Consider the following 12934-nt stretch of genomic DNA (forward strand, 5'->3'; position numbering starts at 1 on the left):
ATCGACAGATCAAGCACGCGCGCTTTTCACCGCGACCTACCGATTGGACGTGTCATGGCCGCGTTGCCCGATGACGGCAACCCAACTCCTGTAGTCAGCCCGAATCCGGTAGCCGGCGCAGTCGGCGAAGACGCCGGTTACCGCAAGGGACTCAAGGCCCGGCAGGTGCAGATGATCGGCATCGGCGGCGCGATCGGTTCCGGGCTGTTCCTGGGCGCGGGCGGCCGCCTGGCCAAGGCGGGACCCGGCATGTTTCTGGTTTACGCCGTGTGCGGCGTCTTCGTCTTTCTGATCCTGCGGGCGCTGGGCGAGCTGGTCCTGCATCGGCCGTCTTCGGGTTCTTTCGTTTCGTACTCCCGGGAGTTCTTCGGCGAGAAGGCGGCATACGCCATCGGCTGGATGTATTTCCTGGGCTGGTCGCTGACGGCGATCGTCGACACCACCGCGATCGCCACCTACCTGCGGCGGTGGTCGACCTTCGAATCGATTCCGCAGTGGCTGTTGGCCCTGCTCGCCCTCGTCGTCGTGCTGTCGATGAACCTCATCTCGGTCGAATGGTTCGGTGAGCTGGAATTCTGGGCCGCGCTGGTCAAGGTTCTCGCGCTGGTCGCCTTCCTGGCCGTCGGGATCGTCTTCCTGGTCGGCCGCTACCGGATCGACGGCCACAGCACCGGAGTGAGCCTGTGGTCCGACCACGGCGGCCTGTTTCCGGCCGGCGTCCCGGCGGTGCTGCTGACCACATCGGGCGTGGTATTCGCCTATGCCGCCATCGAATTGGTGGGCACCGCCGCCGGAGAGACCGCCGAGCCGGAGAAAATCATGCCGCGGGCCATCAACACCGTGATCGCGCGCATCGCGATCTTCTACGTCGGGTCGGTGGCGCTGCTGTCCTTGCTGCTGCCGTATGCGTCGTACACCGCCACCGAAAGTCCGTTCGTCACCTTCTTCACCAAGATCGGCTTCCACGGCGCCGGGGACCTGATGAACGTGGTGGTGCTCACCGCGGCGCTGTCGAGCCTGAACGCGGGCCTGTATTCCACTGGGCGCGTCATGCACTCGATCGCGTCCAGCGGCAGCGGCCCGAGGTGCGCGATCCGGATGTCCAAGAACGGGGTGCCCTACGTCGGCATCGCGATGGCGGGCGCCATCTGCCTGCTCGGCATCGCACTGAATGCCGTCAACCCCGGCGAAGCTTTCGAGATCGTGCTCAACCTCGTGGCGCCGGGCATCATCGCGTCCTGGGCGACCATCGTGCTGTGTCAGCTGCGTGTCTACCGGCTGGCCAAGGCGGGGCTGATCCAGCGCCCACGGTTTCGCATGCCGTGGGCCCCGTACTCGGGTTACCTGACCCTGGCGTTCTTGGCCGCCGTCCTGGTCATGATGGCCTTCGACAAGGAAACCGGAATCTGGACCATCTCGGCGGTGGTCGTCGTCGTCCCGGCGCTGAGCGCCGGATGGTTCCTGGTGCGCAACCGGGTGGCGGCCGTCGCGTCGCGGGGTGCGGCCGCTACGGGCTGATCGGCCTGCCGAGGTCGCGGTTGTAGGCGCTGGTGGAGCGGCCCAGCGCGGCGACCTGGGCGTCCAGCTGGGGCAGTAGCTCGGCGGTGGGTTTGTGCAGGGGCAGTTCGCCTACCGGGGTGGACAGCACCGGCTTCATCCAACGGAACAGCGCCACCCAGCGCGGCCAGTAGACGCGGGTGCGGCGGCGCTGGATGCCCTTGACGAAGGCGGCCGCGCACTTGTCGACGGTGGTCGTCTTGTTCAGCGGCCACGGGAAGCTGGCCAGCAACTGATCGAACGCCGGCAGGTCGGACTGGGTGTCACGGACCAGGGCGGTGTTGATCCAGGACATGTGCGCCGAGCCGACCGCGACGCCCTGGTGGGCCACCTCCAGCCGCAGGGCGTTGGCCAGCAGCTCGACGGCGGCCTTGGAGGCGTTGTACGGGGCGAGCCCGGGGCAGGCGGTGTAGGCGGCCAGCGACGAGACGATCAGCACGTAGCCGCGGCGCTCGATCAGGGCCGGCAATGCCGCCCGCACGGTGTGAAACACGCCGAGCACGTTGATGTCGAGCACACGTTTGAATGCCTCGGGGTCGACTTGCAGCACCGACCCGTAGCTGGCGATGCCAGCGTTGGCCACCACCACGTCGATGCCGCCGAACCGCTCGAGGGCGCGCGCGACGGCTGCCTGCATCGCCGATAGATCGCGCACGTCGGCAACGGCCGTCAGCACCCGTTCTTCGCCCAGTTCAGCGGCGAGCGCCTGCAAGTCGGCTTCGTTGAGATCGGTCAGCACGAGCTTGGCGCCTTTGGCGCACAGCCGGCGGGCGGTCTCGGCCCCGATTCCCCGGGCGCCACCGGTGATGAGAACGACTTTGTCCTGCAGCGATGTCATGGTCGCCAACGTACCTTTGCGGGGGCCTCCGACTAGACGGCTACTCCCAGTAGCGCATCGACGGCGGCCGCCACCAGCTTAGGTGCCTCGGTGTCGTGGCCGCCGTATTCCAGCGCGTCCGTGGCCCAACCATCAAGTGCGGCAAGCGCTTTCGGGCTGTTCAGGTCGTCGGCGAGGTATTGGCGCACCCGCGCGATCACGTCGGCGGCGTCCGGGGCCGCCGGCAGCGCGATCGCGGCACGCCAGCGACGCAGCCGGGCGACGGCCTCGTCGAGAACCTGTTCGCTCCAGTACCGGTCCGCGCGGTAGTGGCCGGCCAACAGCCCGAGCCTGATGGCCGCCGGCTCGACACCGCGGGCGCGCAGCTGCGACACCAGCACCAGGTTGCCGCGGCTCTTGGACATCTTGTGCCCGTCCCAGCCGATCATCCCGGCGTGCACGTAGTGGCGCGCGAATCTCCGCTCGCCCCGGACACATTCGGCGTGGGCAGCCGTGAATTCGTGATGCGGAAAGATCAGGTCGCTGCCCCCGCCCTGGATGTCCAAGCCGCTGCCGATGCGGCTGAGCGCGATCGCCGCGCATTCGACATGCCAGCCCGGCCGGCCGGGACCGAATGGTGAGGGCCAGCTGGGCTCCCCCGGCCGCGCGGCCCGCCACAGCAGGGCGTCGAGCGCGTCGGTCTTGCCGGGCCGCTGCGGGTCGCCGCCGCGCTCGGAGAACAGTCGCAGCATGGTGTCGCGGTCGTAGCCGGATTCGTAGCCGAACTGCGGCGTGGCGTCGGCGCGGTAGTAGATGTCCGGGTATTCGCCCTCGATGACGTAGGCCGCGCTGGACGCGAGCATCTTCTCGACGAGTTCGACGACCTCGGCGACTGCCTCGGTGGCCCCGACGTAGTCGCGCGGCGCCAGGATGCGCAGGGCGGCCATGTCTTCGCGGAAGAGCGACACCTCGCGCCCGGCCAGGCCGCGCCAGTCGATGCCGTCGCGCTCCGCGCGCTCCAGCAGCGGATCGTCGACATCGGTGACGTTCTGGACGTAGTGGACGTCGTGGCCGAGATCCAGCCATTGCCGGTGGATCAGATCGAACGCCAGATAGGTCGCCGCATGGCCCAGGTGCGTCGCGTCGTACGGGGTGATGCCGCAGACATACATCGTGGCGGTCGAGCCGGCCGCCACGGGACGCACCTGCCGGTCAGACGTGTCGTACAGCCGAAGCTCCGGACCGCGTCCCGCCAACACGGGAACCTGTGGGGAAGGCCACGACTGCATGGCAATCAGCCTAATGGGATTCGATCAGCGAGTCTTTGACCGGCGGGCGTTGTGGTTGAGGGAGGCTGATCAACCGAGCCGCTGGCCGGTGAGCACTGTTCAAGCCTGGAGTGTTGTTTGACTCCTACGCCCAGATCGTGCCCCGGCCGGTTGGTGAGGTCGCCTGTAGCGCTGATGGGGTGGCGTGCTTTGAGCACTGATCCATTAGGTTGCCGCCGGGTGTCCTTGGGCTCGAATGTGTTTAACCGACATCGAGCAGGGAGGCGAGTTGACGATATTCGTGGGAGATGATTGGGCCGAGGACCATCACGATGTTCACCTGATGGACGTCGACAGGGCCAAGCTGGCATCGCGCCGGCTCCCGGAGGGACTCGCGGGGATCCGCGGGTTCCACCAGCTGGTGGCCGCCTACGCCGGGGAACTCGCCGAGGTGGTGATCGGCATCGAAACCGACCGCGGTTTGTGGGTCGAGGCCCTGACCGCGGCTGGCTATCGAGTGTTCGCGGTCAACCCGCTCGCGGTCTCCCGCTACCGCGAGCGTCACCAGGTCTCGGGCGCGAAGTCTGATACCGGTGACGCCAAACTATTGGCTGACCTGGTGCGCACCGATCGCCACAATCACCGCCCGATCGCCGGGGACAGTGCGGTTGTCGAGGCGGTCAAGGTCCTGGCGCGCGGACATCAGAATCTGATCTGGACCCGAACCCGCCACACCAACGCCCTGCGCAGTGCGTTGCGCGAGTACTACCCCGCGGCGTTGGAGGCCTTCGAGGACCTGGCCGGCCGCGATGCCCTGGCCATCCTGGGCCGTGCGCCCACTCCGGTCGAGGGCGCGCGCCTGAGCCTGTCCAAGATCCGGTCAGCGCTCAAAGCTGCTGGGCGCCAACGCAACCTCGATACCCGAGCGCTGCAGATTCAATAAATTCTGCGCAGTGACCAGCTCGCCGCCCCAGCCTCGGTCACCGCCGCGTTCGCCGCGACCACCCGAGCCACGGTGGGAATCATCGCCGAGCTGAACCGCCAGATCGGCGAGCTCGAAGCCCAACTCGCAACGCATTTTGAGGCACACCCGGACGCCGATATCTACCGCTCCCTGCCAGGACTTGGTGTTGTGCTCGGCGCCCGGGTGCTCGGTGAGTTCGGGGACGACCCGAATCGCTACACCGATGCCAAGTGTCGCAAAAACTACGCCGGAACCTCACCACTGACCATCGCCTCCGGCAAGAAACGCGCCGTACTGGCCCGCCACATCCGCAACCGCCGCCTCTACGACGCGATCGACCAATGGGCCTTCTGCGCGCTCTCCACCAGCCCCGGCGCCCGGACCTTCTACGACCAACACCGCGATGCCAAACAAACCCACCACCAAGCCTTACGCGCACTGGGCAACCGCCTCGTGGGCATTCTGCACGGCTGCCTACGTCACCAGCAGCACTACAGCGAACACACAGCCTGGGCCCACCGCACAACCGCCGCAGCTTGACAACTTACGCACCTGGGATGTCTAGGTGGGCCGACGATGCAGCCCGCGCAGCGGGCTGAGAAGGAGGCACGCCAGCAACCCCGCGCGCCGACGATGCAGCCCGCGCAGCGGGCTGAAAGGACCCTCGCGCGCTGTATCGCCACCGCGCGATGTGTGGTTTGCTGGGACCGGGTATCTAGCAAATCACTCAGCGTCGACGAACGAGGTGGTTGGGATGTCGACTCACACAACCGACCGACCAGACACCGCGGGTGCGGCCGCATCACAAGAAATCGTGGTCAGATGCCCGGCGACCACGCAGGTCGTCGGCAGCGTGCCCGTCTCGACCGCCGCCGACGTCGAGGCCGTGGCGGCCCGGCTGCGCAAGGCCCAGCCGTTATGGCAGCAAATGAACGTCGACGGCCGCGCGCGCTGGCTGGGCAGGTGGCGCGACTGGATGCTGGACCATCGCGACGAGCTGTTGACGCCGCTGCAGCTCGAGACGGGCAAGTCCTGGGGCGACACCGGTGTGGAGATCTCGGCGCTACAGATCATCAATTACTGGATCGACAACGCCGCCGAATTCCTTGCCGACCAGACGGTGCGCCCCTACGGCGCCGCCAACGCCGGCAAGAAGCTGACACTGGTCTACCAGCCCTATCCGCTAGTTGGGGTCATCACGCCGTGGAACGGCCCACTGTCGTTGCCGCTGCTTGACATTCCCGCGGCGCTGATGGCCGGCTGCGCCGTGCTGTCAAAGCCCTCGGAGTTGGCTCCGCTGGCGTGGCGGGTGGCCGTCGAGGGCTGGAAGGAGATCGGCGCACCCGACGTACTGGACGTGGTGTTCGGTTACGGCGAAACCGGTGCGGCACTGGTCAATACGGTCGACTACGTGATGTTCACCGGCTCGGTCAACACCGGGCGGCGCATCGCCGTCGCGGCGGCCGAGCGGCTGATCCCCTGCAGCCTGGAGCTCGGCGGCAAGGACGCGATGATCGTGTGCGCCGACGCCGACATCGACCGGGCCGTCGACGGTGCGGTGTGGGGCGGCTTCTTCTACACCGGTCAGGTGTGCATCTCGGTGGAGCGGGTGTATGTCGAGGAGCCCATTTACGATGAGTTCGTAAACAAGTTGGTAGCCAAGACATCTGCGCTGCGCAGCGGCATGGACTCGGGACACGACTATTCCCGCGAGGTTGGGTCGATGACCACCGCGCAGCAACTCGCGATCGTGTCCCGCCATGTCGACGACGCCGTGAGCAAGGGCGCCAAAGTGCTTGTCGGCGGGAAGGCGGGCGACGGCGGTGACGGCGGCCTGTTCTACGAGCCGACCGTGCTGGTCGATGTGGACCACGACATGGATTGCATGCGAGAAGAGACGTTCGGCCCGACGCTGCCGGTCATGAAGGTGCGCGACGTCGCCGAGGCCATCGAGCGGGCCAACGACTCCAACTTGGGGCTGTCCGGCAGCGTGTGGACGCGGGACAAGGACAAAGCGATATCCGTTGCGCGGCAAATGAATACGGGCAGCGTCAACGTCAACAACGTCATCACCAGCCTGCTGCAGTTCGGGCTTCCGATGGCGGGCTGGAAGGAATCGGGAATCGGTGCCCGCTCCGGCGGCGCCGACGGCATCCGTAAATACTGCCGCCAGAAGGCCATCGTCGCCGATCGCGTCGCGATGAAAAAGGAGCTGCTCTGGTACCCGTACAGCCGCAAGAAGGGCAGCCTCGTCGAGAACATGCTCCGGGTACTGTCGGCGAAAGACTGGAGGCGTCGACTGGGCCGTTGACGGCCCGTCGGCTTCACCGGCCGCGGATGGCGCCCAACAGGACCGGCGCCAGCTCGGCGCGACACATCACGAAGTCGGGCAGATACGGGTCGAGCTGGTTATAGCGCATCGGCGATCCGTCGAGCCGCGACGCATGCATGCCCGCCGCCATCACCACCCCGGCCGGGGCCGCCGAATCCCACTCCCACTGGCCGCCCGCGTGCACGTACGCGTCGACGTCCCCGTCGATGATGGCCATCGCCTTGGCGCCGGCCGAGCCGATCGCGACGGGCTGGATGGGCAGTGTCTGCCGCATCCGGTGCAGCACCGCGGGCGGACGGGTGGCGCTCACGGCGATGCGAATGGTGTCGGTGACGCCGACGCGCGCGGCGTCGGCGCTGACGGTGTCGCTGCGATACACGATGTTTCCACGGGCCGGCAATGACACCGCCGCGTCGGTGATTTCGCGCCGGCCGTTGCCGGTGTCGCCGGTGGGGCGCTGCCACAGCGCGATGTGCACCGCCCAGTCGTCGCGGCCCGGCGTGGAGAACTCCCGGGTGCCGTCCAGCGGGTCGACGATCCACACGCGGTCGTGCTTGAGCCGGGACAGGTCGTCGTAGGCCTCCTCGCTGAGCACCGCGTCGTCGGGCCGCTCCTCGCGCAGGCGCCGCAGGATCAGCGCGTTCGCCAGGCTGTCGCCCGCGTCGCCCAGCGCCCAGGGATACCCGAAGCCGACTTCGTCGCGGACTTTCAGCAGCAACTCCCCCGCGTCGGCGGCGAGATCGGCGGCCAGGGCGGCATCGGACGCGCCGGCCAGATCGTCCGCGCGGTTACTCACCGCATCAGTATCGCTGACGGCGACCCGCGGCCTGCATCGATGGCGCCACCGGGCTTGCCATCACCGCTAGAAAGCCGGCCACGGGATGGGGCGATGCCGGTTGGGTCCGGGCATGACCGGGTTGTCCAGCAGCGCGTCCGCGCGCCGGCGCAGCGCGCCGATCTCGGCCCGGGTGATGTGCTCGGCCAGTTCGTCGCCGAACCGATCGTCCAACGCCTCGGTCAGACGGGCGACGGCCTCGAGGGTGTGACCGTCGATCGGCTTGCCGGCCCATCCCCAAAGAACGGTGCGCAGTTTGTCCTCGACGTGCAGGCATACGCCGTGGTCGACGCCGAAGATGTGGCCGTCGAGGTCGCGCAGCACGTGGCCGCCCTTGCGGTCGGCGTTGTTGATCAGCACGTCGAACACCGCCATCCGCCACAGCCGAAGGTCGTCGGCGTGCATCAGCACGACCTCGTCCCCTGCGTAGTCCAGGGCGCGCAACACCGGCAGATAGCCGGGCTGCCTGGTCCTGGCGGGAAACAGGTCGACCAGGTCCGGGCCCGGCCGCGGCTCGGTGTCCACCGCGTCGCCGGGTTGCTGCACCCACCGCTGCAGCATGCCCGGGCCCGCCGGCCCGTGCCGAATGATGGTGTAGGGCACGATGTTCCAGCCCAGTTTCGTGGAGACGAGATACGCGGCCCGTTCGCGGCCGGCCAGTGTCCCGTCCGGGAAATCCCAGAGCGGCGCCTCCCCGGCGACCGGCTTGTAGACGCAGTGCACGCTGGACTCGCCGAGCGTCGATTCGCAGAGGAAGGTGCCGTTGCTGGCCGAGCGGATCCTGCCGATGACTGTCAGCTCGCCGTCGCGCAACACCTCACGGTCGTCAGACCTCGGGGTCATCGTCAGGCCCGAGCAGCGCACTGCGCCGATATCCATTGGCGCGCGCGCAGATATGGCCCTCCGGGTCCAACGGTTCGTCGCAGAGCGGACACGGCGGACGTCCCGCGGAGATGACGCGATTGGAGCGGGTGGCGAACTGGCGCGCCGACTCCGGCGTCAGGAACACGCGCACCGCGTCGGGACCCTCCTCGGTGTCGTCGAGCACCACCGACGCGTCGAACTCGGCGTCGGTTACGGCCAGCAACTCGACCACCACCGTCTGGGCCTCCGAATCCCAGCCCAGGCCCATGGTTCCGACCCGGAACTCGGCGTCAACGGGGGTGACCAACGGACTGAGATCCTCGATCTCGGCGGGCTCCGGCGGAACGGGCGTGCCGAACCTGCGGTTCACCTCGAGCAGCAACGCGCCGATGCGTTCGGCGAGCACGGCGACTTGCTGCTTCTCCAATATCACGGACACCACCCGGGCGTCGTGCACGGCTTGGATGTAGAACGTGCGATTTCCGGGCTGGCCGACGGTCCCGGCCACGAAGCGGTCGGGTGTGCGGAAGACATGAATTGCGCGGGCCATGGCACTTCCAAAATACCGGCATGTGCCACGCTCGTGCGATCCGATGGCGATCCGAGGGAGGCGGCCGCCGAATTACTCCGTGGAACCGCCGACCACGGCGTCGCCGGACGGCATGCCGGTGGCCGATTCACCCGGCTCCCCGTTGGACGCGGGGCCCGCCCCGGGCTTCGCCTGGTCCTTCGCTGAATCCATCTCCGGATCCTTCTCCGGGGGGCCGGCCCGCAGCCCCGCGGACAGCCGAGCGCCGGTGTGGTTGACGTGCAACACAAACGGGCGGAGCTCGGTGTAACGGATCACACTCACCGACGCCGGGTCGGCGGTGATGCGCTGGAAGCCATCGAGGTGGATGCCGTACGCATCGGCGATGACGGCCTTGATGACATCACCGTGAGTGCAAGCGACCCACAGCGCATCGGCGCCGTGCTCGGCGGCCAGTCGGCGGTCGTGTTCGCGGACGGCGTACACCGCCCGCGCCTGCACGCCGGCCAGGCCCTCGCCGCCGGGGAACACCGCCGCGCTGGGATGCGCCTGAACGACCTTCCACAACGGCTCGCCGACCAGCTCGCCGAGTTTGCGGCCGGTCCATTCTCCGTAGTCCACCTCGGCGAGCCGATCGTCGACGACCGGCGTCAGGTACAGCGCATCGGCCAACGGCTCGAGGGTGCGGCGGCAGCGCAACAGCGGCGAAGTGACCAGCTCGCGGATCGGCAGGTCACCGATTCGATCGATCAGGCCGTCGGCTTGTTCACGGCCCTTGTCATCGAGGTCGACACCCTCGGAGCGACCGGCGAGAACGCCTGCCGTATTCGAACTCGAACGGCCGTGCCGCAACAGGATGACGGTCATATCGACCCCGACGGTACCCGGTGGACGGATCCGGGCGGGGTCAGCACCGGGTCAGCGTAATGGCGTCGCCGCGTGCGCCACGGAGTCGCGCACCGCGGCAGTCAGGCTGCGCTCGTCGGTGACATCGATGCCGACCAGCCCGCGGACCGCGGTAGCGACCACTTCGTCGGGCTGGGGAACGGGCCCGGCCAGGTGCGGCCGGTAAATCTCTACGACAAGGCAACGGTTCTCGATGTGGAACGAAAAACACCGCCCATCACCGACTTGTCCGTATCCGCTCGCAGAAATGCCTGTCGACATGTCCTCGACAGCAAACTCTTTTTGCGCCAGATGACGGTCAGCGGTGACGGCCATCTGCCGACCATACCTCTTTGGTAGGGATGGACGCAGGCAGCACGGCCCAATTGGACGCGAGAGCGTTCCTTAGAATTTGTGTTCCACCGCCCAACGACGAAGGAAACGAATTGCTGTCCCGACATTCGCGTCACAACCCGGCAGTTCAGCGCGGTGGAGCGGTTCTGGCAGTTTTGCTGATCGCCGTCGCAGGATGTTCGTCGAAATCGCTCGGTACCGCGCCGCGCACCATCGAACCGGCGACTGCCGCCGTGTCGCCGCCGGCGTCGCAGCGTCCGGCCGGCGCGCTCCGGCCGCTGGGCGGTCACGCCGCGGCGGCGGTCTTCGACGGCGGCACCCATCAGCTGGTTGTCCTGACGCCGGGTACCGACCCGGCCGCGACCGCCAGCGTCACCGTCGTCGGGGGCCCGCACGTCGCGCCGCGCGTCGTCGAGCTTCCCGGACCCGCTACCGCGCTGGCCGACGACGGCCACGGAACCGCTTACCTGGCCACCCGTGGCGGCTATTTCGCCGTCGAGCTGTCCACCGGACGCGCGACGCCGGTGGCCGTCGCCGGGGCGCCCCAGACCGAATTCACCGCGGTGGCGCTGCGCGCCGACGGCAGGCTGGTGCTGGGCAGCGCCGACGGCGCCGTTTACACCCTTGCGTCCCAGACGCCGGGCGTTGTGACCAGTGCGGCCGTCATCAACACCAACAAAATTTTCGCCCGCGTCGATTGTCTTGTCACGCAAGGGAATACCACGGCGGTGCTGGACCGCGGTCAGACGTCGGTGACGACGATCGACGCCGACGGGCATGCCCAGCAGGCGCTGCGGGCGGGACGCGGCGCCACCACCATGGCCGCCGATCCCGCGGGCCGGGTGCTGGTCGCCGACACCCGCGGCGGCCAGCTGCTGGTGTACGGCGTGGATCCGCTGATCCTGCGCCAGGCATACCCGGTTCCGCAGGCGCCGTACGGCCTGACCGGATCGCGCGCGTTAGCCTGGGTTTCGCAGACCGTTTCCAATATCGTCATTGGTTACGATCTGTCCACCGGAATTCCCGTCGAAAAGGTGCGTTACCCGACCGTGCAGCAACCGAACTCACTGGCCTTCGACGACGCGTCGGACACCCTCTACGTGGTGTCGGGTTCCGGTGCGGGAGTTCAGGTCATCGAGCACGCGGTGGGCACGCCTTGACCGCGGCGCGGCGCAGCCGCCTGCCCGCGGGCTGGGACACCGAGATGTCCGACGAATACGAATGGGCGCCGTTGCGCCTGCCCCCGGACGTGACCCGGGTCAGCGCCTCCACCCGGTTGTCCATCGAGGCCGAATATCGCGGCTGGGAGTTGACACGGGTGCGGCTCTACACCGACGGCAGCAGACGAGTGTTGTTGCGCCGCAAGAAATCTCGCTTGGATGGTGCCGGCTCCGATGGGCGGCGGACCGACCAGCCCGAACTGTGACGGCTGCGCAACCACACCGGGCCGGTCATCGGGTGTACGGCCTGCTGCGACGGCTGTTTTTCGTGATCCCGCCCGAGCGGATTCACACGCTGGTCTTCGGCTTCCTGCGTGGTGTCACCGCGCTGGGCTGGACACGGCGGCTGCTGCACCGGTCGCTGGCCCCGACGGATCCGGCGCTGGCCAGCACGGTGTTCGGAGCGCGCTTTCCGGGCCCGCTGGGACTCGCGGCCGGATTCGACAAGGACGGCCTGGGGCTGCTCACCTGGGGTGCGCTGGGTTTCGGGCACGCCGAGGTCGGGACGGTCACCGCGAATCCACAACACGGCAATCCCGCCCCGCGCATGTTCCGGCTGCCTGCCGACCGCGCCCTGCTGAACCGGATGGGCTTCAACAATCTCGGTGCGGGCGCGCTGGCCATGCGGCTCTCCCGGCTGCGGCCGGAGGTGCCGATCGGGGTCAATATCGGCAAGACGAAGGTGACGCCGGCCGAGGAGGCGGTCGACGATTACCGGGCGAGCGCCCGACTGGTCGGCCCGCTGGCGTCCTACCTGGTGGTGAATGTCAGCTCGCCGAACACGCCCGGGCTGCGTGATCTGCAGGCGGTCGAGTCGCTGCGGCCCATCCTGTCGGCAGTGCTTGCCGAGACATCGACACCGGTGCTGGTGAAGATCGCGCCGGACCTGTCCGATTCCGACGTGGACGAAATCGCCGACCTGGCAGTCGAACTGGGCCTGGCCGGCATCGTCGCCACCAATACGACGGTGTCGAGGCAGGGTTTGAAGACGCCGGGTGTCGACGAGTTGGGCCCGGGCGGCATCTCCGGACCGCCGGTGGCGCGCCGCGCCGTCGCGGTGCTGCGCCGGCTGTACAACCGGGTCGGCGACCGCCTGGTGCTGATCAGCGTCGGGGGCATCGAGACCGCGGACGACGCCTGGGAGCGGATCGCCGCGGGCGCATCGCTGCTGCAGGGCTATACCGGCTTCATCTACGGAGGGGGCTTGTGGGCCAAGCAGATTCACCAGGGCATCGCGCAACGGCTGCGCGATGGCGGCTTCGCCTCGCTCAGTGATGCCGTCGGTTCGGGAGCGCGCACGCGGGAGTGA

Annotated in this window: 12 protein-coding genes and 1 pseudogene; 6 read left to right on the forward strand and 7 right to left on the reverse strand. The window is 68.1% G+C overall.

Annotated features, from left to right (window positions below):
* Positions 1 to 54: 54 nt before the first annotated feature.
* On the forward strand, positions 55 to 1518 hold the full coding sequence (locus OQ789_RS22035; protein WP_324688293.1) for an amino acid permease: 1464 nt from the start codon (positions 55 to 57) through the stop codon (positions 1516 to 1518).
* On the opposite strand, the gene OQ789_RS22040 is transcribed toward OQ789_RS22035, so the two are convergent.
* Both OQ789_RS22040 and mshC read right to left on the reverse strand, forming a co-directional pair.
* Entirely contained in the window at positions 1508 to 2395 is an 888-nt protein-coding gene (locus tag OQ789_RS22040; protein ID WP_324688294.1) for an SDR family oxidoreductase, read from the reverse strand. The genes OQ789_RS22035 and OQ789_RS22040 overlap by 11 nt on opposite strands.
* A gap of 32 nt (positions 2396 to 2427) precedes the next feature.
* The gene (gene mshC, locus OQ789_RS22045) at positions 2428 to 3663 is read right to left on the reverse strand and encodes a cysteine--1-D-myo-inosityl 2-amino-2-deoxy-alpha-D-glucopyranoside ligase (RefSeq protein ID WP_324688295.1); all 1236 of its coding nucleotides are present in this window, start codon (positions 3661 to 3663) and stop codon (positions 2428 to 2430) included.
* A 235-nt stretch (positions 3664 to 3898) separates the two neighbouring features.
* Between mshC and OQ789_RS22050 the strand changes: the two are divergent.
* Together OQ789_RS22050 and OQ789_RS22055 are read left to right on the forward strand one after the other, a co-directional pair.
* Positions 3899 to 5146: pseudogene (locus OQ789_RS22050) on the forward strand (IS110 family transposase).
* A 214-nt stretch (positions 5147 to 5360) separates the two neighbouring features.
* On the forward strand, positions 5361 to 6917 hold the full coding sequence (locus OQ789_RS22055) for an aldehyde dehydrogenase family protein (protein WP_324688296.1): 1557 nt from the start codon (positions 5361 to 5363) through the stop codon (positions 6915 to 6917).
* A 13-nt stretch (positions 6918 to 6930) separates the two neighbouring features.
* Here the strand turns inward: OQ789_RS22055 and OQ789_RS22060 are convergent, their stop codons facing one another.
* From OQ789_RS22060 to OQ789_RS22080, 5 genes are all read right to left on the reverse strand, one after another.
* Positions 6931 to 7734, reverse strand: a complete 804-nt coding sequence (locus OQ789_RS22060; RefSeq protein WP_324688297.1) for a 3'(2'),5'-bisphosphate nucleotidase CysQ — start codon at positions 7732 to 7734, stop codon at positions 6931 to 6933.
* Positions 7735 to 7800: 66 nt separating this feature from the next.
* Positions 7801 to 8616: an SCO1664 family protein gene (locus OQ789_RS22065; RefSeq protein ID WP_324688298.1), complete on the reverse strand. Its 816-nt coding sequence runs from the start codon at positions 8614 to 8616 to the stop codon at positions 7801 to 7803.
* Positions 8600 to 9187, reverse strand: coding sequence for a DUF3090 domain-containing protein (locus OQ789_RS22070; protein WP_324688299.1), 588 nt, complete (start codon positions 9185 to 9187; stop codon positions 8600 to 8602). Before OQ789_RS22070 ends, OQ789_RS22065 begins: the two co-directional genes overlap by 17 nt.
* Before the next feature lie 72 nt (positions 9188 to 9259).
* A complete protein-coding gene (locus tag OQ789_RS22075) occupies positions 9260 to 10033 on the reverse strand; it encodes a histidine phosphatase family protein (RefSeq protein ID WP_324688300.1) in 774 nt (257 codons plus the stop codon).
* Between the two features lie 51 nt (positions 10034 to 10084).
* Complete coding sequence (locus OQ789_RS22080) at positions 10085 to 10387, reverse strand: hypothetical protein (RefSeq protein ID WP_324688301.1); 303 nt, start codon at positions 10385 to 10387, stop codon at positions 10085 to 10087.
* A 110-nt stretch (positions 10388 to 10497) separates the two neighbouring features.
* On the opposite strand from OQ789_RS22080, the gene OQ789_RS22085 reads away from it, so the two are divergent.
* The 3 genes from OQ789_RS22085 to OQ789_RS22095 are packed head-to-tail and all read left to right on the forward strand — an operon-like array spanning position 10498 to position 12934.
* On the forward strand, positions 10498 to 11565 hold the full coding sequence (locus OQ789_RS22085) for a hypothetical protein (RefSeq protein WP_324688302.1): 1068 nt from the start codon (positions 10498 to 10500) through the stop codon (positions 11563 to 11565).
* Positions 11562 to 11831, forward strand: coding sequence for a DUF5703 family protein (locus tag OQ789_RS22090; protein WP_324688303.1), 270 nt, complete (start codon positions 11562 to 11564; stop codon positions 11829 to 11831). The genes OQ789_RS22085 and OQ789_RS22090 overlap by 4 nt, the downstream gene beginning before the upstream one ends.
* Positions 11832 to 11863: 32 nt before the next feature.
* Positions 11864 to 12934: a quinone-dependent dihydroorotate dehydrogenase gene (locus OQ789_RS22095; RefSeq protein WP_324688321.1), complete on the forward strand. Its 1071-nt coding sequence runs from the start codon at positions 11864 to 11866 to the stop codon at positions 12932 to 12934.

The sequence above is a fragment of the Mycobacterium sp. 94-17 genome, from assembly GCF_035617725.1.
Taxonomy (GTDB): domain Bacteria; phylum Actinomycetota; class Actinomycetes; order Mycobacteriales; family Mycobacteriaceae; genus Mycobacterium.